This is a genomic window from Algoriphagus antarcticus (assembly GCF_002150685.1).
Lineage (GTDB): Bacteria > Bacteroidota > Bacteroidia > Cytophagales > Cyclobacteriaceae > Algoriphagus > Algoriphagus antarcticus.
The window spans coordinates 103935-128859 of record NZ_MSSW01000031.1 but is presented as its reverse complement, the minus strand read 5'-3'; the positions used below and the strand labels follow the sequence as shown (position 1 = coordinate 128859).

The following is a 24925-nucleotide window of genomic DNA, read 5'->3' as shown; positions in this document are numbered from 1 at the left end:
AGAGAAAGCCAATGAAAATTCTCATTACAGGTATTACGGGATTATTTGGAAGCTATCTGGCTAAAGAATTTGCTGGGCTTGGAGAGATTCATGGTTTTCGTAGGTCAAGCTCCTCACTTAGATTACTTGAAGGAATCGAGTTTCCCATCATCTGGCATGACGGTGAGTTATCAGATATTGAATCATTGGAAGTAGCGCTCGGAGGAATTGAGTTGGTTATCCATGCCGCAGGGAAGGTGTCCTTCGATGCAAATGACAAAGGTAGGTTGCATCGTATCAATGTAGGTGGCACGACGAATCTTGTCAATGCCATGCTGAATACTGGAGTGAAAAAACTTGTGCATGTCAGTTCAGTAGCTGCCATCGGAAGAAGTCCTGACTTAACAGAACTTGATGAGAATTTCAAATGGATAGAATCGCCGCTGAATACCGATTACGGCATTTCCAAATATTTGGCGGAATTGGAAGCTTGGAGAGGGGAGCAGGAAGGATTGGATTTGATCGTAGTGAATCCATCAATTCTACTGGGCAAAGTCAGTGACGCTCGTAGTTCATCAGAGATTTACCATTATGTGATAGAAGAAAATTCTTATTACCCAAAGGGAGACCTTAACTATATCGATGTGCGGGATGCGGCCAAGCAAGTAAGAGCATTGGTAGATAAAGAAGTCTGGGGCGAGCGGTTTATTTTGAATAAAGAAAGCATTACATACAAAGAGTTCTTTGAGAAAATGGCTGTTGCTTTCGGAAAAAAAGCGCCATCAAAGTCAGTAAGTCCGCTTATGCTGAAAACGGCCGTGTTTTTCAACACAATTTTCAGGAGAATAGGGTTGAGCAAAAGCCCGCTTAATAAGAAGACAGCAATGATTTCACAACAAAAAGTATTTTTCGATAATACTAAAGTGAATAAGCTCCTCGCAAGTACCTATTATAGCTTGGATGAAACCTTGGATTGGTCAAAGTAAACTTATTTTTGATCTCAATCGTTTCTTCTCCAAGACTCCTGAAGAGAGATCATTATTTCTCGGAATGAGGAAAGTAAAATATAACAAATCGAGATTTTGAGAGACCAAATTTATTGGTACCTTAAATAAACCATAACGCATCCTAATGACCGGAGATCACGATCATGATTGGGAAAATGACAAGAAGCTGGTAGAGCGATTTGAAAATTCCCTACAATCCAATCTGGACCTTTATTTCGAAGAAGAAGAATTGGAAGATATCATCCGATTTTACTTTGATCAACAGAAGTTTCTAAAGGCACTCCGCGCCGCTGAATTCTCGTTGGAAAGATTTCCGTTTTCTGTGGAAATTAAGCTATTGCAAGCGCAGTGTTTGATTTTCAATGATGAATTGGAAGAAGGTCTGGACATTCTGGAAAACATCAATAATATTTCTCCCAACAACGAAGAGATTATTCTTGCTTTGGCTAATGCTCATATTCTAGCAGGTACGCCTAAGGATGGGATAGAATTGTTGGAAAATTTTCTGCCATTGGCGGAGGATAAGGCCGAAGTGTTTTATTCCTTGGGCAATTTATACCGTGTCCAAAACAACAATGAAAAAGCAAGTTACTATTTCAAAGAAGCTGTAAAAAGCCGCATCAATCACGAAGATGCACTTTTCCAACTGGCGATGATTACTGAGGAAGAAGGCTCCTTTGATGAGATTCTTGATTTTTATCAGGAATTCATTGATCAAGATCCTTACAGTGCAGGCGCTTGGTACAATTTGGGGGTAGTTTATAATCGTCTGGGGAGATTTGAAGAAGCGATCAAAGCGTATGATTACGCCATTTTGATCGATGACGCTTTTGCTTCAGCCTATTTCAATCTCGGCAATGCGCTGATGAACACTCAGCAGTATGAGCTGGCATTGGAAGCATACCAAAACACAATCAATTGTGAAGGTGCAAATGCTGAGAACTGTTGCTACATGGGGGCTGCTTATGAAAAGCTTGAGAAAATCGATGAGGCTTTCAAATATTTTAAGAAGTCTGCCAAATTTGACGAGGAGTACGACGATGCATGGTTTGGACTAGGAATGTGCATGCTGAAGAAGGAAAAATTCTTTGAAGCCATTCATTATTTTAAAAAAGCTTTAAATCTTACTAAAGAAAATTCTAATTATTGGGTGGGTCTTGCAGATGCTGAATTTAATCTGGGAAACATGCAGGCCAGTTCCGAAGCGTATGAAGAAGCGATCAATTTGGAGCCTGGTATCTTAGAAACCTATGTAAATCTGGCACTTATCTATTTCGAGCAAAACCGCTTTGAGGAAGCAATTGATGTGACTCGGGAGGGTATTGAGGAAATGCCAGAGGAGGCAGAGCTTTATTATCGCTTGGTTGTATACCTAATCAAAATGGGCAATTACAAAGAGGCATTTTCATTTTTGGAAAATGGGTTAACTTTGGACTTTGAAAAGCATATTATCATGTATGATCTGATGCCAGAGCTTAAGCAGCAGAAGGCTTTGTACAAGATTATTGCCCAATATCGAGAGGAAAATCTCGATTCTTAACATTAAAACCTCGCTAATGAATTATGAGCTGAATAATATCCCCGTTCGTACCGAAAAGCCACGAACTAAAGGATTTACCATGGCCATGGATAAAGGCCTAAGCATACGTGCCACGGAAGATTTTGTCGAAAGTTGTTCCGATTTTGTAGATATAGTGAAGCTTGGATGGGCCACATCTTATGTGACCAAAAATCTAGACGAAAAACTCGCTATTTATAGAGAAGCAGGTATTCCTGTTTACTTGGGAGGCACACTTTTCGAAGCTTTTCTTGTAAGAGGTCAATTTGACGATTACCGAAAAGTGTTGGACAAATATGATCTTTCTTTCGCTGAAGTGTCGGATGGTTCTATTTCACTAGATCACGATAAAAAGTGTGAATACATTACTACGCTAGCCAAGCAAGTGACGGTACTTTCAGAAGTTGGCTCTAAGGATGCTGCGAAAATCATTCCCCCATATAAATGGATAGAGCAGATGCGTAAAGAATTAGATGCTGGTGCCTGGAAAGTAATCGGAGAAGCTAGAGAAGGCGGAAACGTAGGTCTATTCAGAGATTCTGGAGAAGTAAGACAAGGACTCGTGGAGGAAATTCTAACTCAGATCCCTGAAGAAAGAATCATTTGGGAAGCTCCAATCAAATCCCAGCAGGTTTGGTTTATCAAGCTGATCGGTGCAAATGTGAACCTTGGAAATATCAGCCCTTCTGAAATTATTCCTTTGGAAACTATTCGACTCGGATTGAGAGGCGATACCTTCGACCATTTTTTGGGAGAAATCAAATTGTAATACAACTCAACTCAATATAGGCTGATTGGATTATTCCGGTCAGCCTTTATTTTTGATTATGGATTTTATCAGAAAAAATGTCCTCACCTACTTGAAAGGTATGGCGATGGGAGCGGCAGATATAGTACCGGGTGTTTCCGGTGGCTCGATAGCGCTGATCACCGGCATCTATGAGGAGCTGCTTCGTAGTATCAATTCCTTTAATGGGGAAAGTCTGAGGCTTTTGCTGAAGTTTGAGTTCAAAGCGTTCTTCCAGGCGGTGAATGGTGCGTTCTTACTCAGTTTATTATTGGGAATAATGACCAGTATTTTCTCGCTTTCGAAGCTCATCACCTACATGATGGAGGAGCACCCGATTCCGCTTTGGTCATTTTTCTGCGGATTGATTTTGGTGAGTGCCTTTCTGATTCTGAAGGACATTAAAAAGTGGAGTTTGGGCGTAGTGATCGCACTTATTTTGGGAATTATTATCGCTTATTGGGTTACAGATCTGCCCCCGACTACTAGCCCAGATGCACTTTGGTTCACATTTGTAGCTGGAGCTATAGCGATTTGTGCTATGATTCTTCCCGGGATTAGCGGAAGCTTTATTTTGCTGATCTTGGGAAAATACGAGCCTGTCTTGCATGCAGTCTCAGCCCGTGATTTTGTTACATTAGGCATATTTGCACTAGGTTGTGTCGTTGGACTTTTATCTTTCAGTCGAGTTATTTCCTGGTTGTTGAAGCGATATTATTCCATTACGATCGGCGTTCTTTCTGGCTTTATGCTAGGTTCTATCAATAAACTTTGGCCTTGGAAAATTGTCACTGCCTATCGCACCTCTTCCAGTGGAGAGGAAAAACCATTTTTGACTGAGAATTTATTCCCTACTTCATATTTGGAGCAGACTGGTTTTGAGCCAAAATTAATGCTGGCACTTTCAGCATTTGCTTTTGGGATTATTTTAGTAGTTGGTATTGATCGCTTAGCGGCATATTTAAAGAAATCATGAGAAAATTCGGGTTGATAGGTCATCCACTTACACATTCTTTTTCAAAGAAATATTTCATTGAGAAATTTGACAAGGAAGGAATCAAAGATTGTACTTATGAACTGTATGATATTCCGAATGCGCGTGACCTAGAAGAAATTCTCAGCGAGAATCCAGAGATAGAAGGCATCAATGTCACGATTCCTTATAAAGAGGATGTGATCGCCCTAATGGATGATCTCGATGAGGCCTGTGAAGAAATCGGTGCGGTAAACTGTATCCATATTCAGGATGGAATGCTAACGGGATACAATACAGACTATATAGGATTTAAAAATTCGCTTTCTCCTTGGCTTGGATCACTAAAACCAAAAGCCTTGATTTTGGGTACCGGAGGAGCATCTAAAGCAGTCAAGCAGGCATTAAAGGATTTGGATATTGAGTTTCTGAATGTTTCTCGCTCTGAAGACGAGGATCAGATTACCTACGAAGATTTGGCATCTGACCCTGAGATAATGAAGACCTATATGCTGATTGTCAATACTACTCCACTTGGCACCTTTCCAAAAGTAGATGGGATTCCAGCCATTCCGTTGGAGCAGCTGACATCTGATCATTTTGTGTATGATTTGGTGTATAATCCAAGCGAAACTTCTCTGATGAAGGCATGTTTGGTCAAGGGTGGAAAAGCGAAGAATGGACATGAGATGCTTATCCTGCAAGCAGAAGCGGCTTGGGAGATCTGGAATTCATAAGTTTTAGCCATGAAAAAAGCCATACTCATCATTCAGTGTACCGATCAAAAGGGAATCGTCGCGGAAGTTTCTAGATTTCTTTATGCTCATGATGGCAATATTCTGGAAGTTGATCAGCACGTAGATGAGGAAATGGGAATGTTTTTCATGAGAGCTGCCTGGGAATTGGATTCTTTTTCTTTACAAAAAGATGAGATTGCTTCTCGATTTAAATCAGAAGTTGGTGAGCGTTTTCAGATGGACTTCAAACTTCATTTCAATTTTCCAAAGCCAAGGATGGCAATTTTCGTCAGCAAGCTTTCACATTGTTTGTTTGATATTTTGGGGAGACATCATGCAGGACAGCTCGATGTAGATATTCCTCTTGTCGTTTCAAATCATGAAAGTTTGAGAGAAATCGTTGAGGCATTTAAGATTCCTTTTCATTACATACCCATTACTGCTGATGCTAAGGCTGCAGCTGAGGCCAATCAATTGCAGCTGATGAAGGCCAATCAAATTGACTTCGTAGTACTTGGCAGATACATGCAGATTTTATCCGCAGATTTTATCAAGCATTTTCCTAATCGAATTATCAATATCCACCATTCATTTTTGCCTGCATTCGTGGGAGCTAGACCCTATCATGCAGCCTACGAGCGCGGAGTAAAAATCATAGGAGCGACTGCTCACTACGTAACAGAAGAATTGGATGCTGGACCGATCATCGAACAGGACGTAGCACGAGTAAGACATCATAATACCGTCTCCGAATTAGTGCAGATCGGTCAAGACGTGGAAAAAGTAGTTCTTTCCAAAGCCATCAAATACCATGTAGACCGCAAGGTGATGCCAATCAAAAACAAGACGGTGATTTTCTATTAAAGAATGATTTTCCTGGGAATATTCTTTGGTAATCGGGTCAGCATTTCATAGTTTACCTGTTGAGTGGACTCAGAAAATGACGAAACAGTAATTTCTTTTCCACCCTGCTTTCCGATAAGAACTACCTCATCACCTGCTTTTAGATCTTTGATCTTGCTCACGTTCACTGCGATGGCATTCATCATGACTGTCCCCACGACTTGACAATGTTGTCCTTTGATCAGAACCATACCCTGATTACTGAGTAGTCGGCTGTAACCGTGTCCATAGCCCACTGGCACGATCGCCAGACGAATATTCTCCAACGCCATGTAGCTATTTCCATATCCGACGAACTCACCGGTTTTTACTGCTTTCAAACTCATGACAGTGCTTTTCCAGGTTATCAGTCGTTTGAGTGGGTCTTTCTTTCCTTTTGGCAGGGAATTTAGCTTTGCAAAAAAAGTCTCCTTAGTAGGCCAAAATCCATAGCCTGCTATTCCTATTCTCACCATGTCCATGATAGTTTCGGGGAAAATAAGTGTGGCTGCCGAGCAGGCAGTATGATAAGTTTTGAACGCTATTCCCTGACTGTTGAAAAAGTCCTTGAATTCGTGATACAGGGCGATTTGATTTTTTACTCTGACGAAATTACTTACAGACTCAGCCCCAGCATAATGCGTACAGAGCCCAATAATAGAAATGAAGCTGTAATTCTTCGCAAGCATTTCAGCGAGCTTCTCGCGCTGATCCCAATCAAATCCAGTACGATGAAATCCAGTCTCTACTTCGATATGAACTTTCGCCGGAATGCCAATTTCTTTGGAAATGGCGATAGCTTTTTCCAGCCTTTCAAAATCAAAAACGTAGAAGCTGATACCTTTTGCAATTAGCTCCTCCAGCTCCTCCAGATGGAGCATTCCCATGATCATGATTTCCGATTCTTTTTTTGATCTGTCCCAAACTTCCCAAGCCTCATCAGAGCTGAAAGTGCTGAAATGGCGAATTCCAGCTTTTTCAGCTATTTCTACCATTTGTGAGATCCCATGACCATAAGCATTACCCTTCACTACAGCAGAAATTGTTGGTTTTGGGCCTATTTCTGAGCGTATGTACCGAATGTTTTGGCGGTAGGCCTTGGCGCTGATTTCAAGCGTGGAGGTGGCAATCATATATGTATTCCAATTGAATCCAGAAAGTAAGCCACTCTGCATCCTTATCCCAATACTTGATTAAATTTATTCTTTAATTCAACTTTTATGAAATCGAGCACAACGCAATCGTCACATAGTGGGACGTTTATCAATCCTCAGGGGCAGGCTATGTGACCATTTGAAAAAAATTATAAACACATGAAAAATACCTTTCAAGTTTCTGATCATAAAACCCGTTGTCCCTGGTGTCTGGGTTTCGAAGAATATGTTAACTATCACGATACAGAGTGGGGAGTCCCGGTCTGGGATGATCATGTTCACTTTGAATTTTTGATTTTGGAATCTGCTCAGGCAGGGTTGAGTTGGGCTACGATTTTGAAGAAAAGAGAAGGCTATCGCAAAGCTTTTGCAGATTTTGATTATAAAGTGGTAGCAGAATTTCCAGAGAGCTACGTGCAGGAATTACTTCAGGATCCGAGCATAATCAGAAACGTTTTGAAAATCCGAGCTGCTATAAACAATGCCAAATGCTTTATGAAAGTCCAAGAAGAATTTGGGTCTTTTTCTAACTACATCTGGGGATTTGTCGGAGGAAAACCAATTCAAAATCGCCTATCATCCATGAGCCAATCTCAGGCCACTACCAAGGAATCCGATTTGCTTGCCAAAGACCTTAAGAAACGTGGATTCAAATTTCTAGGCAGCACGACGGTCTATGCACATATGCAAGCTACTGGTCTGTTCAACGACCATTTGGAATCTTGTTTCCGATTTGGTGAGGTTTAATCTTATACGAAAGCAAAGAATACCAGCCACACCAGGAATAAAAGTGGCAATAAGACTGGCAGGGAGAATCGGATGATATAGCCAAAGAATGAAGGCATTTTGATGCCATTTTGCTCTGCTATGGACTTCACCATGAAGTTTGGTCCATTTCCTATGTAAGTCATCGCTCCGAAGAATACTGAGGCGATGGCAATAGCCATCAGTTCGAATGCGGAATCATGATACCCATCTGCAGCAAACTGACGAACTTCTTCAATGTTGCTGATGGAGGCACCCTTGGAAGCCATGGCTGCTGCGAGGAAGTTGAGGTAAGTAGGAGCGTTGTCCAAAAATCCGGAAAGAATGCCCGTACCCCAGTAGAGTGTGTTGTGCGTGATCATTGCTGCTCCTTCAGGTGATTTGGCGAAGGCGCCCACCAGTTCCAAGGCCGGCATCATAGTACCAAATATTCCCACAAAAATAAATGCTACTTCTCTGATAGGTTCGAAATTAAATTCATTGCCTTTAATGGCTCGCTGGTCAGCAAACCGATAAGACAGGAAGGCTACAGACAGCATAATGATTTCTCTGATATAGGAGAATTTTTGACCGTCGTAGACGATGGCTGGAACGCCCTCTATCACATTTGGATCAAGGAATACTGAGCAAATAATAATAAATAACCATCCGAAATTCCTTATACCGACTAAGGAAAATTTGTTGGTATAAATAGTCTCCTCTAATTCATTGTCGTCATTTGCTCTTCCTATTTTTTTATCAATGAAATAGAACACAACAGCTAACATTACTAATGTAAACAGCCATGCGGGCCAGTTATGCTCCAACGTCCAGAAGAATGGAATTCCTTTCAGGAAACCCAAAAATAGCGGTGGGTCACCTATTGGGGTGAGCGAGCCACCGACATTACTCACCATGAAGATGAAGAAAATGATGTGGTAGGCCTGAATATTTCCTTTGTTCAATCTAATAAATGGTCGAATCAAAAGCATGGAAGCTCCAGTGGTTCCGATCAGATTAGAAACCAAAGCACCGATGACCAACAAGGTTACATTAGCAAAAGGCGTGGCTTTCTTATCTATCTCAATCAGAATTCCGCCTGAAGCAATGTATAAAGAGGCTAGAAGTGCTATGAACTGAATGTATTCTGCCATCGCATGGACGGGCGCATGGACATTTCCGAGTATAAATAGGTAATAGAAAACGACCATCAGGGCAAACCCTATAGCAATTTTGGGGTAGTTTTTGTGCCAAAAATGCTCATAAAATAAGGGCCCAGTGGCTATCATAAGCAGCAACGCTACAAATGGAATGACTAGCCATATAGGAGCGGTATGGTGATCTGCCTCTTCAGCTTCGGCAGAAACTATTCCGTGAGTAATCTCTTGATCAGCAGCGTTATGATCTCCCTGAGCAAGGTATCCTTGTTCAATATCAGTGTTTTCTGCGAAGGCAGATTGTGGCTCCATCCCGCCAAAAAATAATATTCCGAAAAGTATGGAGAAACTAAAGATAAAATTCTTCATTAGGCTGATAAGGTATGCTGGGTGTTCTTTTCGGTTAATTTAAGCAAATAAATGATTGATGCTATTCCAACGTGGCTTCTGCGAAACTACAGATTTTGGCTGATACAGCACAATCAAAATTTGCCGTGCTGCTGGAATTAATCAAAAATTAACTCCAGCAGAGTAAAGGCAAAGGATACTTTTACACGAGTTGTGCTAGGGCTATATTAAAGGAGCTTTCAGCTAGTTTAGTTTTTTCAGTATTACTGGAATAAACATTTTTCAGTGCTTTTTCTATCGTACTACTCACATCTGAAAATATCGCCATGTCGGTCACTTCAACCTTGTCGCTCATCAAATAAGCAAATACGCGAGCCATGCCACAATTTGCGATGAAATCAGGAATTACCGAAACCCGCTGATCAGTCCAAACTCCAATTGGACCGAAGAAAATCTCTGGATCGGCAAAGGGAACATTTGCACCACATGAAATAACTTCTAGACCAGAATTGACCATTCTCTCCACTTGATCCTTCTTGATCAGTCTCGAGGCAGCTGCGGGTATGAAGATTTCACTCTCAAGATCCCATATTTTCTGATTTATTTCTTCAAAAGGAAGTTGGTTTTCGGCTACAAGTTTATTTCCATTTCTATTGAAAAAAAGCTCGCGAACTTCATCTATGGAGAAACCTACTTCATTAATCACTCCTCCATCCCGGTCGATGATACCAACTATTTTCACCCCTTCTACTGCAAGGAAACAGGCAGCAGCGGCTCCTACGTTACCCCATCCTTGGATGACGGCACGCTTGCCCTTGATATCTCCTCCCCATATTTTATAATAATGCCTCACAGCTTCTGCCACCCCATATCCCGTAATCATGTCTGATACCGTATATTTCTTGGTTCCATTTGGGGTGAAAAGTGGGTCTTCAAGCACCTTGGAAACACCTTGTCTGAGTTGACCGATTTTCCGAATTTTTTCTGGCTCAGTTGCGTGAAAGTGACCATTTACGACGCCTTCCTGTGGATGCCAAAGTCCATAGGATTCTGTGATTGGAATCACTTCATGGATTTCGTCCACGTTGAGATCTCCACCAGTTCCATAGTAACTCTTTAATAGGGGCATTACAGCTTTGTACCAACGACGTAGCACCTCGTCTTTACGTGGGTCATTCGGGTCAAAGTTGATTCCTGATTTTGCACCGCCAATCGCCGGGCCAGAGATGGTAAACTTTACCTCCATGGTTTTGGCAAGAGATTCTACTTCGCGCTTGTCCAGTCCTTTTCTCATGCGGGTTCCACCACCGGCAGCTCCTCCTCTGAGGGAATTGATCACTACCCAGCCTTCCGCTTCAGATTCGCTGTCACTCCACTCGAAAGTGATTTCGGGCTGTTTGTTTTCAAACTTTTTAAGTAACTCCTGCATCTAATTTGGGTTTATTTCTCGACAAAAATAGAAAAATAAACCAGTCCTGTTACAGGAAGTCTGACGGGCGGTTAGCCAAAAACTACTCCACCAGATGAGTCCCTACTTGCCCCTGTGACTGAAGCGAGGCAGTTGTTCTCATTTCGGAGACGCAAAACTCCCAAAAAACCAAAAACCAGTGCTTCTTTAAATTCTATCAGTTCAGACCCAGCGACAGTATGATTCCATTTGTTGTCAAGCTGACTGCTCAATCGCTCTATAAAAAAAGAATTGTATGCCCCACCGCCAGTGATTAATACAGAAGGCTGATCAGTGCTTTGGTGTTGCTTGATGACTTGGGCGATCTGAAATGCATAATGCTCGACAAGGGTTCCTAATATATCTCTTTCAGAAAGACCGCTAGAAATAACCAAGGGTATGAAATCATTTTCCAAATCCTCTCTACCCAGAGATTTTGCATCTGATCTGGAATAATAGGGAAGCGCATTGAGTTCATTGAATAACTTTTCATTGAGCATGCCTTCTTTGGCCCACGCTCCATCTTTATCGTATTCAGCACCAAGCACATTTGCTTGGGCATTTAGCAACAGATTGAAAGGGCAGGTATCAAAGGCAATTCGCTGTGCCGCTGACTCCATACTAATATTTGCAATTCCCCCAAGATTGATACAAAAATCAATCGCTGGGAAAAGCAAGCTGTCGCCAATAGGTACCAAAGGCGCACCTTGCCCACCAAGCTGCACATCTTGCATGCGGAAATCGTTGATAACCTTTTGTCCAGAAGCCTGATGCATCGCCCAGCCATTGCCTATCTGAAGGCTAAGTCCTTTTGCCGGCTGGTGAAAAACAGTATGTCCGTGAGAGCATACAGCCATAGGTTTGATTTGCTTTTCGCTACAATATTCCCTTACTTTTTCTCCCATCCACTTTCCAAAATCTACGTCCAGAAGCGCCAATTCCAGCCCGGAAAGCCTGTGGCAGTTCATTAGCTTTTGTCCCAAGTCCGGAGGAAATGGAATCGTAATTGCATCTAAAATCTCGTACGACCACTGATCCTGAAGCTCATAGCTGCAATGGGCTATGTCTAGTCCATCTCCTGACGTGCCAGACATCAATCCGATCATAGTGTAGTTTGTAGGGCTCATGGGTTAAAGTTTGTTAAGTGACGACTAGGTCAAAGATAATTTAACAGCGATAAAAGGCACTGCTTTTTTTGTATGGCTATTTTGCAGAATATTAATTCAACTGGATGACAAATCTGATAATAGATATTGGTAATACAAGAATAAAGACTGCTCTCTTTGAAGGAGATCAGTTGCTTCAGGAGGAAGTATTTGAAGGGCTTGAATCTGCGCTAGTATATTGGAAGTCAGTGTCTTTTGAGCATTGTTTGGTGAGTTCTGTGAAATGGAGCCAAGTCGAGTTACAAGCTATTCTATCATTCCCATTCTCCTACCTCAATCAAGAGACTAAGCTGCCCATCACTAATGCATACAGGACCCCCGCTAGCCTGGGGTTGGATCGAATAGCTGGCGCGATTGGAGCTTGGGCTATGCGAGGCAAAGGCCCGATTCTCGCAATAGACTTAGGAACTTGTATTACTTTTGATCTGATCGATGGCAGTAATTCTTACCTAGGTGGGGCTATCAGCCCTGGGCTCGGGATGCGTGCTAGAGCAATGCATGAGCTGACGGCGAGATTGCCTCTAGTTGATCTAAAAGTGAAACCTGCCGAGCTGATTGGCAACAATACGATTAGCTGTATGCAAATCGGTATTTGGCATGGAATTGAGTTCGAATTGCAAGGGCAGATCGAAGCGTACACTAGAAAATTTCCAGAAATCGAGGTCTTTGTTAGCGGTGGTGATGCCCAATCTTTTGATTCATTGGCAAAAGACCTCATATTTGTAGTCCCAAATTTGGTCCTTTACGGATTGAATTCTATTCTAAACCACAATGTTGAGTAAAATCAAATTGCAATTGCTGGGTGTACTATGCACCCTTTTCTTATTTACAGAAGCCCAGGCACAATCCAGTGCTTCTACCTATAGTGCTTTAGGCATCGGAGAATTTAACTATTCCGGTCTTACTAATAATCAAGCCATGGGGGGACTTGGCATCAGTTTCGGTTCTGCATGGAATCCCAATGTGGTCAATCCAGCACTTTCTACTAAAAACTCGATTTTTAATTTTGAGGCTGCGCTGAATTATAAAAAGATTGCTGCTGATAATGGTACAGAGACATCTGATGTTGACGGTGGAGGTTTGTCCTATATCGCATTTTCACTTCCTGTGAAAGTAACTAAAGCTACAATCGGCTTAGGATTGAATCAACTCACCAGTGTGAATTATCGCTTGCTCATACAAAGCCCGGTAAGCAATACCGATATACAGGCATTGAATTCTATTGAGGGTGATGGGGGTATTTCAGAAGCTTATTTGAGTTACGGGATGGTAGTAGCTAAAAATTTGAGTTTAGGTCTGCAAGGCTCTTACCTTTTCGGTTCAACGATTCGCACAGATCAGTTGACACTTTTTGATAATGAGGGAACACCAGTTGGTATCAGAACAGAATATTATGAAAGATTAACAGTGAGTGATATTGGCATTAAAGCGGGGGCATATTACTTTCTCCCCTTGAATGAAAAAAGTAAACTTCATCTGGGTGCCATTTATCAGCATTTAGGAGATGTTAATGGAAAAGCTTTTGCCAAGCTCGCATCAATTGGCCAAGCTAGCAGTCCAGATTCGAGTGGAGACTTGATCGCAAATGATGAACCAGGAAGCATTTATATCCCTGATCGTTACGGATTCGGGGTTTCTTATGAAAAAAACAACAAGTTTGTGATCGGTCTAGAAGGCCAATATCAAGACTTCAAAAAGTATAGATCTTTGCTGGATGACCCGTTGCAATTGAAGGAGGCTATCAAGATAGGTCTGGGATTCCAAATTGTACCTGATTATCTTGCTATAGATAATGGTCTAAAGCGAGGTACTTACCGAATAGGATTGGAATACCAGCAGACACCATATTACCTGAACTCGACTAACATCAATGATCTTGGCATTAACTTTGGAGCTTCTCTTCCTGTAAATCAACTTTCGTTACTGAACTTCGCTGTGAAAGTCGGACAGAGAGGAACTACTAACAATGGCCTCATCCGAGAGAGTTATGTTAACTTCACCCTAGGGTTGTCACTGAATGATAATAGTTGGTTCTACAAACGAGTTTTTGAATAATAATTAACCAAACCATACAAATCAAAATGGTTAAATCCGGTACTCATAATTCGGATTTAGACATGAAGATTAAATTGTGCCGAATTAAACCATTATGAAAATGAAAATTAAATCTACAATCTTAGGACTAGCTGCCCTGCTTTTTACCGGAATGGTTCAAGCTCAAGAATTTAAGTTCCCTACTGACCCAGTTCAAGAGGCTAAGGCAAGGGAACTAAACGCGGCTTATACAGACTACATGGGCGCTGAGCAGTTTATCGAAGCTACTCATCCATTGAACTGGCTACTTGTCAATGTACCTGACCTGAATGAGTCTATCTACCAGAATGGAGTACTAATCTATGACGCAGCCGCAAAAGCTTCTACAGATGAGGCTCAAAAAGGAATTTATCAGGATTCCGTGATTGCCATCTATAATAAAAGAGGCGAGATCTACAATAATGAGAAAGAGTGGATAGAAAATAAGGCTTACTACGGCTACCAGTACTACAAAGGCAACAAAGATAAGTTGGTTGGTCCTATTGCTGATTTTGAAAAAGCGTTGGAGCTCAATGGTACGATCAATTACCAATTGACCGCAGCATACTTCGATTTAATTTATAGAAATTATGCGTATCACCAAGCATATACAGGCGAGGAGATTCTGGCTATTCATGACAAAATCAACAAAATGCTTGATGAGGCCGCTGCTGAAGGAAAAGACGTTACTAGTCAAAAAGGAACACTTGAGCAGCTATTGGTTGCTATGGAGCTAATCGATTGCGATTTCATCGAGAATACAATGGGTCCAAAATTAGCTGCTGATCCTACCAATGAAGTATTAGCTGACCAGATCTTTAAGTACTCAGTTCAATACAAATGCTTTTCTTCAAATGCATTCTTGCAAGCACTAGAGATCAAGCATGCAAAAGAGCCTTCTTTCTCTACTTCTCAGGTGATCGCCATGAGATACATGCAAGAAGATAATTCTGATAAAGCTGAAGGAATGTGGAATCAAGCGTTGACACTTGCTGAGAACGATACACAGAAAGCAGATGCTCAGATGGAACTTGCCAAGATCTATGCGAAGCAGGGAAAGAAATCTGCTGCAAGAACTGCAGCTAAGGAAGTTGCTAACTTAGATCCTTCCAAAACTTCTGACATCTACTCCATGATCGGGGGCATGTACATGAACTCGACAAATGATTGTAAAGGCGGAGTAAGTATGATTAAGGATAGAGCTATTTTCATAGCCGCATACAATGCATACCAGAAAGCTGGAGATTCTAAAGGAATGGCACAGGCAAGATCTCAGTTCCCATCCAAAGAGGAAGTTTTTACTGAAGGAATGCAAGTAGGTCAGACACTTAGTACTGGCTGCTGGATAGGTGAGACAGTAACTTTGGCTACCAGAGATTAATCAATATTTAGATTCAAAAAAGGCAGTCTTCGGGCTGCCTTTTTTCATTTATAGGCATAAAACAATTTTCAAGTATCTTTGAGCTGTGAAGACTAGTTTATTTTCATTCTTATTGCTTTTCATTATTGCAGTGACCAGCTCATGTAGGGAAGATGCGGATGCCTCGGCTCTGAAGGTTTACGACGGACCTATGAAAATGACTGTAAATATACATTTGCTCCAAAGTGATTCGGCTATAGTGCGGTTTGACCTGAAAGCTCCTAAGCAACTAGAATTTGCCAATGGGAATATGGAGTTTCCTGAGGGAGTAGAAATTCAGATTTTTGAAAAAGACGGTCAATTGAGTACAACGATCAGAGCAGATCGGGGCTATTTGCTAAACCAGGAAAATATCTTCCGGGGGGAAGGAAATGTGCAAGTTCGCAATTTGATTAAAGATCAGAAACTGCAATCGGAAGAACTTTTTTGGGATCAAAGGAAGAAAATCATATACACAGAGAAATTTGTAACCGTTCAAGATGGGGAAACACTTTTCAATGGTATGGGACTTGAAGCTGATGAAACTTTCACCAACTACACGCTTAAAAACCCTAGGGATAGCCGTATTTTGATGCCTGGCGAAGGAGTAAATGAATCTAATAAAAACAAACCTCTTGAAAAATAGAATTGGAACCTGCTCTTTCTGTTCTCCCCAATTTATTCAGAATGAAATTAGTTGACGCATTATTACTATCGCTTTCGCTTGCCCTCATCATTGTTGGCATCCATCAGACGGTCACCCAAGGAGTGCAAGCTTCCTATGCGATTTTTATGTTTGCTGTAGCCTTATTATTTTGGTTCCAGTATCGAAAAATGAAAAAGCCCGAAGAACCCCCTTTACCTAAGAAAAAGACCAAAACGGGCAAAAAACGCTAAGAATGGAAATAAGTTATTTGATTTATGTGATCATCACGTTAGTGTTTTCTGCCTTTTTTTCAGGGATGGAGATTGCATATATTTCTGCTAATAAGCTTCAGATAGAACTTCAGAATAAGCAGGGTGATATGACGGGGAGGATACTCAGTGTGTTTGTACAGCGCCCGGGTCAGTTCATTGGGACTACGCTCTTGGGCAATACCATCATGCTGGTACTCTATGGTATTTTCATGGCTTACCTAATGGAAGGCCCGCTGAAAATGTGGCTGCCGGATGGGCTCAATAATGATGCTATAGTCCTGGTTTTACAGACTTTGATTTCTACTTTTGTAGTTTTGATCACAGCTGAGTTTTTGCCGAAAAGTCTATTTTTGCTGAATCCAAACAGTATGTTGACCTTTTTTGCTTTGCCTTTTTGGATCATTTATGTTCTTTTTTACCCGGTAGTTTGGGCAGTAGTAGGACTTTCGAGATTTTTCATCACCAAAATACTCCGTTTAGAATATAGTGAGGACAAGGCCGTCTTCACGGTGACTGATCTGAATAGCTTCGTTCAGAATCATATTCACAAAGGAAAAGAAGATGGCCATGTGGAGATAGACACGAAGATTTTTGACAATGCCGTGGAGTTTAAAACTGTAAGGGTGCGAGAATGTATGGTACCTCGAACGGACATTGTCTCCGTGGAAGTGGATGATACCATCGAAGAACTAAAACAAGTATTTGAAGAAAGTGGACATTCTAAGGTCATCGTTTATCGGGAATCCATCGATGATGTCATCGGCTATTGCCACCAATTAGAGCTATTTAAGAAGCCTAAAACTATCGAAGAAATCCTCACTCCGATCATTATTGCGCCAGAATCCGCCTTAGCAAATGAGTTGTTGATCCAATTTATTCAGGAGCGAAAAAGCCTTGCATTGGTAGTTGATGAGTTTGGAGGGACTTCAGGCATAGTTTCTATGGAAGATATTATTGAAGAGATTTTTGGAGAAATCGAGGATGAATATGACAGTGATGATTTGATCGAACAGAAAATTTCTGATCAGGAATATTTGCTGAGTGCGCGCCACGAAATTGATTACCTCAATGATAAATATGGCTGGGAATTGCCGATTGGAGACTTTGAGACCCTATCTGGGATGGTTCTTTCACTTACTGAGAACCTCCCGAAGAAAGGAGAATCGGTGACTTTTGAGTCTTACACTTTTACTGTAGTGACCAAGCTAGAGCATAGAATTGAGACTGTTCGCTTGAAAATCAACAGCTCAGGAATTTTCTAGTTAAGCGTTTGATTCATAATATATTTTGAATTTCGTTAGTAATGCTATTATTTTGCGACACTCTAAAAAAGCGTAGTAACAATAATGGCGTTAATTAAACAAATTAGACAAAGGACAGGTCTATTGATCGGCGTAATTGCCGGCGGATTGATTTTATTCCTCCTTGGAGGAGATTTATTAAGTCCAAATTCCACACTTCTCAGTTCGAGTCAAAATATCGTAGGCGAGATCGCAGGTGAAGATATCACCTACGAAGAGTATATCGCCCGAGTAGAAGAATACAAAGTTGCTAATCAGCAGCGAACTGGCAGAGTTCCTTCTGAAGTAGAAATGTATTCGATCAGAGAGCAAGCTTGGCAGTCTATGATTGTGGAGCGTGTGTTCAAAGAAGAATATGAGAAATTGGGCTTGACTATTTCGGATGCCGAATTGGTTGATATGGTTCAGGGCAAAAACATTGTTCCAGAATTACGTCAGCAATTGGTTAATCCAGAGACTGGTCAGTTTGACAAAACTCAGTTGGTAACTTTCCTTCAATCGCTCGAAACAGCAGATCCAGCTCAGCAGGCATATTGGAATCAGCAAGAGCAGCTTTTTGCTGACTCTAGATTGAGAATCAAATATGACAACATGCTAGCGACTTCTGAGTTTGCTACGCAGGCTGAAGCTAAGGAAGAATATAAAGCAGCGAATACTATCGCAGATGCTTCTATTCTATTTGTTCCTTTCTATGCGGTATCTGATGCGGATGTAACTGTGTCGGATAGTGATATGCAGACGTATTTGACTAAAAACAAGGACAAATTCAAATCTGGAAATGCTGCTAGTTTTGAGTATGTAAGCTTTAGCATTCAGCCAAGCGGAATAGATTCTGCAGAGGTTATTTCTCAAATCAATGAATTGACTGAAGAGTTGAAGACCACAGAGAATGATTCTCTGTTTGTTTTGAGAAACTCTGATGGGCAAGCTCCTTATTTGTCTATCAGACCAGGCGATAAACTCCCAGCTGATTTCACTAACAATGTTTCTGAAATTGAAGCTGGTCAGACTTATGGCCCTTTTATCACAGCCAACTCTACTTATGTGTCATATAAGATCTCTGATCAATATGAGGGTACACCAAGATTGAAAGCTTCCCATATTCTATTCAGCACAGAAGGAATGGACGATGCTGCTAAAGCTGCTGTAAAAGCTCAGGCTGAAACAGTACTTGCTGAAGTAAAAGCAGACGGAAACTTTGAGGTGGCTGCTAGACAATACGGTCAGGATGGTACTGCTCAGACTGGTGGCGATTTGGGTTGGTTTGCTAAGGCAGACTTCGTGACTGAATTCGCAGACGCTGCTTACGCTGCAAAATCCACTGGTTTACTTCCTAATTTGGTAGAAACAGAATATGGCTACCACATTATTACAGTAACTGAAATGCCTAAGAGCACTTATACTAAAGTTGCTGCTTTAGAAGTGGAATTGGTAGCAAGTGATGTTACTAGAAATGAAGCTTTCAGAAACGCTGACGCATTTGCAGCTAATGCTGGCAACAGAAATGAATTCACTGAAAACGCGACAACTGATAATTATAGAGTTCTACAAGCTAATAATGTAGACGCTAATGCTAGAAATATCAACAATCTACAAAATGCGAGAGAAGTGATTCGCTGGGCATTTGCAGATGGGACTTCCACTGGTGAAGTTTCTCCAGTTTTTGAACTAGACAATTCCTATGTAGTAGCAACACTAGTCAGCAAGAGAGACGAAGGCGATGTGAAATTGGCAGACGTGAAAGAGCAAGTTGAAGCTCAGGTCAGAAATGAGAAAAAGGCTGAGGTCATCCAATCGAAACTTGCTGGGAAGACTTCTCTAGAAGATATGAAAGCTGTCTATCCTGATGCCGCTTCAGTAAATCAGATTCCTGATTTGAAACTTAGTGCTAACGTAATTCCAGGTGTTGGTTTCGCCCCACGTGCTATCGGAGCTATCTTCGGAGTGAAGCAAGGTGAGCTTACCCAGCCAATTCGCGAGGATGTGGGCGTGATCGTGGGTAAATTGAATGCCTTGACACCAGCAGCTGAAATTGGTGACTATTCTGCTTACCAAGGGCAATTGACCCAAAATGCTTCTCAGCGAACGACATATTCGGTCATGATGGCTCTGCAGGAACTGGCAGGTGTCAAGGACTATCGATATAAATTCTTTTAATAGAATCTAGATTCGGAACCCATGCTACCCAGCATGGGTTCTTTGTTTACATTCGAAATGTAATTTGTAGATCATCAGTTGATATGGCCAAAAAGGAATTCGACAAAGAATACTTCAAGGAGAAATTAGAAGCCAGTGGAGAGTTTCCACAGCTTTATATGTTTAAATTTATAGTTCCTAATGGAAAAGAAAACGAGGTAGCTGCTCTATTTCCCAAACATGAAATAACTACCAAGGAGAGTTCTGGAGGGAAATATGTGAGCACCACCGCTCAGGCTATGATGCAAAATGCAGATGAGATCATCAAGATTTATGAGCAAGCTGCCGAAATAGAAGGATTAATCTCACTTTAAACTCATTGACTTATGTGGACAGAAGAAAATAACAAACTAAAGCAAACTTTCAAATTCAAGAATTTTCAGGAAGCTTTCGCCTTCATGACCCGAGTGGCATTTTTGGCTGAGGCTGCACAGCATCATCCCAACTGGAGTAATGTTTACAATACAGTAGAAATCGAATTGACTACGCATGATTCCGGAAATAAGGTGACCAAGAAGGATCATGACCTGGCAAAGGCTATTGATGAGTTGCGTGCATGAGTGAAAAATCCCCGAACTTGTTTCTAGTACCTACTCCTATTGGTAATCTGAAGGATATTACGCTTCGAGCTATTGAAGTGCTGAAAACTGCAGATGTGATCCTCGCAGAAGATACTCGCACCAGCGGGCAATTACTAAAACATCTGGAAATCTCCCGACCACTTCAGAGCTACCATATTTTCAACGAGCATAAAACCGTGGAAAAACTAGTGGAGCGAATGAATAGGGGAGAAGTTTTTGCATTGATCAGTGATGCAGGGACACCAGCTATTTCAGATCCGGGTTTTCTGTTGGTAAGAGAAGTTCTTGCAGCTGGATTGGATGTGCAGTGTCTTCCAGGAGCCACCGCCTTTGTTCCTGCCTTGGTGAATAGTGGACTTCCAAATGATCGATTTGTATTCGAAGGATTTTTGCCACACAAAAAAGGCAAGAAGACAAGAATAGATGGGCTGATAGAAGAAGTGAGAACCATCATATTTTATGAATCACCACATCGTCTTTTGAAAACGCTTGGGCAGCTAGCAGAGGCTTTTGGTGCAGACCGGCAAGCTTGCGTGTCCAGAGAACTCACTAAGCTCCACGAGGAGAACGTTCGAGGCACGCTAGCCGAGTTAATAGAATATTATCAGACCAATACACTAAAGGGTGAAATCGTCCTTACTGTGGCAGGTAAGAATCCCAAAGCTTAATATGAACAACCAATTTTTATGATCTCAACTGAAAAACTTAAACTGCTTCTTGAGAAAACGCAAGAAATAGCCAAGGAAGCTGGCGCCTTTATCCGTAGGGAAAGACAGCACTTCAATCTAGATCGGGTGGAGCACAAAGGCTTCAATGACTTAGTTTCCTATGTTGACACGGAAGCAGAGAAGATCATCGTGAATAAACTGTCTCAAATATTGCCTGAGGCTGGCTTTATCACAGAAGAAGGTACCAATACTACTAAAGCAGAAGTATTCAACTGGGTGATTGATCCCTTAGACGGCACGACTAATTTTGTTCATGGTGTGCCTATTTTTTGTGTGAGTATAGCGTTGATGGAGCGTGAAGAGGTAATACTTGGTGTCGTCTATGAAGTGAATCTTCATGAATGCTTCTATGCGATGAAAGGTGGCGGAGCATTTTGCAACGACACAAGAATTCGTGTTAGTGCTGCACAGACACTTTCTGCATCGCTGATAGCTACGGGTTTTCCATACTACAATTTCGATTTGATTGACAAATACCTAGCTGCATTGAAATCGTTGATGAAGTCTTCCCATGGAGCCCGTAGATTTGGTAGTGCCGCCGTTGATCTTTGCTATGTTGCTTCCGGCAGAGTGGAGGGGTTTTTTGAATACAATCTGAATTCTTACGATGTAGCCGCGGGCACTTTGATCGTAGAGGAAGCAGGTGGAAAAGTAACAGATTTTTCTGGCGGAAGGGACTTTATATTTGGCAGACAGATTTTGGCTACCAATGAGAAAATCCATGAGGAAATTCTCAATGACTTGAAAAAGGCTTGGGCTTAATCAGCCAAGGAAATAATACCAAATCATAATAGTCAAGAGTGAGATTGGGATTCCCAAGCCAGCAAGAAGTGTGGCCAGTTTTGGCCTGAGATCATATTGGATAGCGACAATAGAACCTGTGATCATAGGTGCCATTCCACTTTCGAGGACAGATACTTTAAATTCCAGGCTGTTTTCTGGGAGAAAATTTCTATAAATCAGCCAAACCATCAAGGGCGCGAGCAAGAGCCGATAGCCCATTCCAAACCAATAGTACTTCGAGCTTAGTGAATCGAAGTCTAGTGAGAACTTCAGGCCAATAGCAAAAATGGCCATGGGCGCCATCGTTTTGCCGATCAAAGAAACTATAGGAATGAGAAATTCTGGTGTTCTCCATCCCAAAATACTCATGGCTATAGTTGCCAATAGAAAGCTGAAAGGTGGAAATTTTAGGATTTTTAGCGGAATCTCGCTCAGGTTTCCTTCTTTATGAGAATAAATAGAGCCGACTATAAGTGAAAGTGAAGAGACAAGCAAAAAAGAACCTCCTTGATCAATAAGGAGCGCTATCGGCAACCCTTCTTTACCATACAGTCCTTCCACTACCGGGAATCCTAAAAAAGACGTGTTGGCTAACCCTGCGACGATCACTAAGCATCCAGTAGTCTGATTATCCCACTTTAAAAGTTTGCCCAGCATCCCAAAAATAAGCCAGGACAAAAGGAAGGTGAACCAAGCCGATGAAATGGGCAGGAGTAAATCCCAGCCGGGTTCTATTTGAGGAATATAAAGAAGTGCCAGCGCTGGAAGGACAATGTTTAGCAGATAGGAATTGACCCATTTGGTTATTTTTTCTAGTGGGAGATTTGGTTGTTTCTGCAGAAATAGCCCAAGCAAAAGACATAAAAAAGCGATGATAGATCCTGTCATGCTGCTTTCATGTAAAACGTAAGTTTATTAACATAAAAATAATTTTCTTTAATTGTACGATGCTGATAATCAGTATATTTTTGATCCAAATAACAGTATTTCTATGACTAAACTTATACCTATTTTTATCAATGGCGGAAAATGGATTCAGCTTTCTCAGCTCTCAAATGAGCAATCCATAAAGTTAAAATCCTGGCTTCCTGTAAGCTGTTTGAAGAAAATCATGTTTCAGGGAAGCGAATTTAGCGAATGCTTGGATTTCGAAACGTACGAGTATTGGTTTCGCACACATCAAATTTCTGGACAAAAACAGGCCCTGCTCGATTTCTAATCCAAACCGAAATTTTTCCTCTTTTCATCAAAATACTTCCCCAGCTCAGGGTAGAAGTCACTTTCGACTTCTGGAATTCCGTCCAGGATCAATTCCATATTACCTTCCATCGCATCCGTATTCACTTGCATTCCCTCCAATAGATAGACCATTTCTTCCATACTCAGCGTGTCATAGCTCGATGAAGGATAGAGGATGTATTCATTTCCGTAGAAATCAACCGCTTCAAACTGGATCTTTCTCTCCAACAAATGCGCATAAATACTGATTTGCTCTCCCCATTGACTTTCGGGATAGTTCAGTTTTACTAATAAAACAGAGGTGGTTTCTTCAGTAAAATAGCTTTCAGGGTGGTATTTGAAATCAATCATCAGTCAAAAATAGCAATTCCTTAGGATTGAAAATCCCAATCCTAATTTTGGATTGGATAATCGGTACTTTCAGACTATTTTTGGGCACATTTGCAGGTAGGCCATCTGGCTACCGTTCCGTAAGAATTTGCTTTCAAACCCCTGATTATGAAAAGAGATACGCTTGTTTTCGACCTGATCAACGAAGAAGAAGACAGACAAAAGAGAGGCATAGAATTGATTGCTTCCGAAAACTTCACCAGCAAACAAGTAATGGAAGCCGCGGGAAGCGTGCTGACTAACAAATATGCAGAAGGTCTTCCAGGCAAGCGCTACTATGGTGGTTGTGAAGTAGTGGATAAGATCGAGCAATTGGCTATTGACCGCGCAAAGGAGCTTTTCGGCGCTACTTGGGCCAATGTGCAGCCTCACTCCGGTGCACAGGCCAATGCTGCTGTGTTTTTGGCATGTTTGAAAGCAGGTGATCCGATTTTGGGATTTGACCTTTCTCATGGTGGCCACTTGACACATGGTTCTCCGGTGAATTTCTCCGGTAAGCTTTATGAACCACATTTCTACGGAGTAGAGGAAGAGACAGGAAGAATTGACTACGCTAAGCTTGAAGAAAAAGCATTAGAAGTCTCTCCAAAATTGATTATCTGTGGTGCTTCAGCGTATTCAAGAGATTGGGATTATGCAAGATTGAGAGAGATTGCCGACCAAGTAGGAGCAATACTTTTAGCAGATATTTCTCACCCATCTGGATTGATTGCAAAAGGACTTTTGAATGATCCGCTAGATCATTGCCATATCGTAACTACTACCACGCACAAGACCCTTAGAGGTCCAAGAGGTGGATTGATCATGATGCGGGAAGATTTTGATAATCCATGGGGATTGACTACTCCAAAAGGAGAAATCAAAAAGATGTCTTCCTTGCTGGATATGGGTGTGTTCCCAGGCACTCAAGGTGGTCCTTTGGAGCATATTATTGCTGCTAAAGCTATTGCTTTCCAAGAGTGTCTATCTGACGAATACATGCATTATGTGGTTCAGGTGAAAAAGAATGCATCCGTAATGGCAGATCAGTTCGTAAGTCTCGGTTATCAAATTATCTCAGGAGGAACAGACAACCACATGATGCTTATCGATCTTAGAAATAAAGACCTTACCGGCAAAATTGCAGAACAGACCCTTGGGAAAGTGGATATTACCATCAATAAAAACATGGTTCCGTTTGATACCAAATCTCCGTTTGTTACCTCTGGAATGAGAATAGGGACAGCTGCTGTAACTACTCGTGGTTTGAAAGAAGATGACATGGTGAAAATAGTCAGCTTGATCGACAGAGCTTTGACAAATCATGATAATGAAGCCGAATTGGCAAGCATCCGAAGCGAAGTAAATGCCTGGATGAATGAGTTTCCATTGTACTAGA

The 24925-nt window shown here is 41.5% G+C and carries 26 protein-coding genes; 20 read left to right on the top strand and 6 right to left on the bottom strand.

Annotation, left to right across the window (positions count from 1 at the left end):
• Positions 1-11: 11 nt before the first annotated feature.
• The 6 genes from BVH04_RS12110 (at position 12) to purU (ending at position 5905) form a co-directional block, all read left to right on the top strand.
• Positions 12-965 carry an NAD-dependent epimerase/dehydratase family protein gene (locus BVH04_RS12110; RefSeq protein WP_086541729.1) on the top strand — a complete coding sequence of 318 codons (954 nt, stop codon included), beginning with the start codon at positions 12-14 and terminating at the stop codon, positions 963-965.
• 145 nt (positions 966-1110) lie between these two features.
• Positions 1111-2526, top strand: a complete 1416-nt coding sequence (locus tag BVH04_RS12105; RefSeq protein ID WP_086541728.1) for a tetratricopeptide repeat protein — start codon at positions 1111-1113, stop codon at positions 2524-2526.
• Between the two features lie 16 nt (positions 2527-2542).
• Complete coding sequence (locus BVH04_RS12100) at positions 2543-3313, top strand: phosphosulfolactate synthase (protein ID WP_086541727.1); 771 nt, start codon at positions 2543-2545, stop codon at positions 3311-3313.
• A 58-nt stretch (positions 3314-3371) separates the two neighbouring features.
• Positions 3372-4307 (top strand): DUF368 domain-containing protein, encoded by a 936-nt coding sequence (locus BVH04_RS12095; RefSeq protein ID WP_086541726.1) that lies wholly within the window; start codon positions 3372-3374, stop codon positions 4305-4307.
• Positions 4304-5041 (top strand): shikimate dehydrogenase family protein, encoded by a 738-nt coding sequence (locus tag BVH04_RS12090; protein ID WP_086541725.1) that lies wholly within the window; start codon positions 4304-4306, stop codon positions 5039-5041. The genes BVH04_RS12095 and BVH04_RS12090 overlap by 4 nt, the downstream gene beginning before the upstream one ends.
• Before the next feature lie 9 nt (positions 5042-5050).
• Entirely contained in the window at positions 5051-5905 is an 855-nt protein-coding gene (gene purU / locus BVH04_RS12085) for a formyltetrahydrofolate deformylase (RefSeq protein WP_086541724.1), read from the top strand.
• Here purU and alr read toward each other — a convergent pair.
• Positions 5902-7056, bottom strand: coding sequence for an alanine racemase (gene alr / locus BVH04_RS12080; protein ID WP_086541755.1), 1155 nt, complete (start codon positions 7054-7056; stop codon positions 5902-5904). The two genes, purU and alr, sit on opposite strands and share 4 nt — an antisense overlap.
• A 180-nt stretch (positions 7057-7236) precedes the next feature.
• Between alr and BVH04_RS12075 the strand changes: the two genes are divergently transcribed.
• Positions 7237-7824: a DNA-3-methyladenine glycosylase I gene (locus BVH04_RS12075; protein WP_086541723.1), complete on the top strand. Its 588-nt coding sequence runs from the start codon at positions 7237-7239 to the stop codon at positions 7822-7824.
• 2 nt (positions 7825-7826) lie between these two features.
• Here BVH04_RS12075 and BVH04_RS12070 read toward each other — a convergent pair whose 3' ends face one another.
• The 3 genes from BVH04_RS12070 to BVH04_RS12060 all read right to left on the bottom strand — a co-directional run bounded on the left by BVH04_RS12070 (position 7827) and on the right by BVH04_RS12060 (position 11900).
• Positions 7827-9347 (bottom strand): sodium:proton antiporter, encoded by a 1521-nt coding sequence (locus BVH04_RS12070; protein WP_086541722.1) that lies wholly within the window; start codon positions 9345-9347, stop codon positions 7827-7829.
• 181 nt (positions 9348-9528) lie between these two features.
• Positions 9529-10755: a Glu/Leu/Phe/Val dehydrogenase dimerization domain-containing protein gene (locus BVH04_RS12065; protein ID WP_086541721.1), complete on the bottom strand. Its 1227-nt coding sequence runs from the start codon at positions 10753-10755 to the stop codon at positions 9529-9531.
• A 71-nt stretch (positions 10756-10826) separates the two neighbouring features.
• Positions 10827-11900: an anhydro-N-acetylmuramic acid kinase gene (locus BVH04_RS12060; protein ID WP_086541720.1), complete on the bottom strand. Its 1074-nt coding sequence runs from the start codon at positions 11898-11900 to the stop codon at positions 10827-10829.
• 104 nt (positions 11901-12004) lie between these two features.
• On the opposite strand from BVH04_RS12060, the gene BVH04_RS12055 reads away from it, so the two are divergent.
• From BVH04_RS12055 to BVH04_RS12005, 11 genes are all read left to right on the top strand, one after another.
• Entirely contained in the window at positions 12005-12721 is a 717-nt protein-coding gene (locus BVH04_RS12055) for a type III pantothenate kinase (RefSeq protein ID WP_086541719.1), read from the top strand.
• A complete protein-coding gene (locus tag BVH04_RS12050) occupies positions 12711-13994 on the top strand; it encodes a hypothetical protein (RefSeq protein WP_086541718.1) in 1284 nt (427 codons plus the stop codon). Before BVH04_RS12055 ends, BVH04_RS12050 begins: the two co-directional genes overlap by 11 nt.
• A 100-nt stretch (positions 13995-14094) precedes the next feature.
• A complete protein-coding gene (locus BVH04_RS12045; protein WP_086541754.1) occupies positions 14095-15393 on the top strand; it encodes a tetratricopeptide repeat protein in 1299 nt (432 codons plus the stop codon).
• 85 nt (positions 15394-15478) lie between these two features.
• Positions 15479-16057, top strand: a complete 579-nt coding sequence (lptC, locus tag BVH04_RS12040) for an LPS export ABC transporter periplasmic protein LptC (RefSeq protein WP_086541717.1) — start codon at positions 15479-15481, stop codon at positions 16055-16057.
• A 41-nt stretch (positions 16058-16098) separates the two neighbouring features.
• Complete coding sequence (locus BVH04_RS12035) at positions 16099-16308, top strand: hypothetical protein (protein WP_086541716.1); 210 nt, start codon at positions 16099-16101, stop codon at positions 16306-16308.
• Between the two features lie 2 nt (positions 16309-16310).
• A complete protein-coding gene (locus BVH04_RS12030) occupies positions 16311-17591 on the top strand; it encodes a hemolysin family protein (RefSeq protein WP_086541715.1) in 1281 nt (426 codons plus the stop codon).
• An 84-nt stretch (positions 17592-17675) separates the two neighbouring features.
• Positions 17676-19787, top strand: coding sequence for a peptidylprolyl isomerase (locus tag BVH04_RS12025; RefSeq protein WP_086541714.1), 2112 nt, complete (start codon positions 17676-17678; stop codon positions 19785-19787).
• A gap of 83 nt (positions 19788-19870) precedes the next feature.
• Complete coding sequence (locus BVH04_RS12020; protein WP_086541713.1) at positions 19871-20140, top strand: DUF493 family protein; 270 nt, start codon at positions 19871-19873, stop codon at positions 20138-20140.
• Between the two features lie 12 nt (positions 20141-20152).
• Positions 20153-20386, top strand: coding sequence for a 4a-hydroxytetrahydrobiopterin dehydratase (locus BVH04_RS12015; RefSeq protein ID WP_086541712.1), 234 nt, complete (start codon positions 20153-20155; stop codon positions 20384-20386).
• The gene (gene rsmI, locus BVH04_RS12010) at positions 20383-21075 is read left to right on the top strand and encodes a 16S rRNA (cytidine(1402)-2'-O)-methyltransferase (RefSeq protein ID WP_086541711.1); all 693 of its coding nucleotides are present in this window, start codon (positions 20383-20385) and stop codon (positions 21073-21075) included. Before BVH04_RS12015 ends, rsmI begins: the two co-directional genes overlap by 4 nt.
• A gap of 18 nt (positions 21076-21093) precedes the next feature.
• Positions 21094-21897, top strand: coding sequence for an inositol monophosphatase family protein (locus tag BVH04_RS12005; RefSeq protein WP_086541710.1), 804 nt, complete (start codon positions 21094-21096; stop codon positions 21895-21897).
• Here the strand turns inward: BVH04_RS12005 and BVH04_RS12000 are convergent, their stop codons facing one another.
• Positions 21898-22806: an AEC family transporter gene (locus BVH04_RS12000; protein ID WP_086541709.1), complete on the bottom strand. Its 909-nt coding sequence runs from the start codon at positions 22804-22806 to the stop codon at positions 21898-21900.
• 103 nt (positions 22807-22909) lie between these two features.
• Between BVH04_RS12000 and BVH04_RS11995 the strand changes: the two genes are divergently transcribed.
• Positions 22910-23137, top strand: coding sequence for a hypothetical protein (locus BVH04_RS11995; protein ID WP_086541753.1), 228 nt, complete (start codon positions 22910-22912; stop codon positions 23135-23137).
• Here the strand turns inward: BVH04_RS11995 and BVH04_RS11990 are convergent.
• Entirely contained in the window at positions 23134-23508 is a 375-nt protein-coding gene (locus tag BVH04_RS11990) for a UDP-glucuronosyltransferase (RefSeq protein ID WP_086541708.1), read from the bottom strand. The two genes, BVH04_RS11995 and BVH04_RS11990, sit on opposite strands and share 4 nt — an antisense overlap.
• A gap of 147 nt (positions 23509-23655) precedes the next feature.
• On the opposite strand from BVH04_RS11990, the gene BVH04_RS11985 reads away from it, so the two are divergent.
• Entirely contained in the window at positions 23656-24924 is a 1269-nt protein-coding gene (locus BVH04_RS11985) for a serine hydroxymethyltransferase (protein WP_086541707.1), read from the top strand.
• Position 24925: the final 1 nt, after the last annotated feature.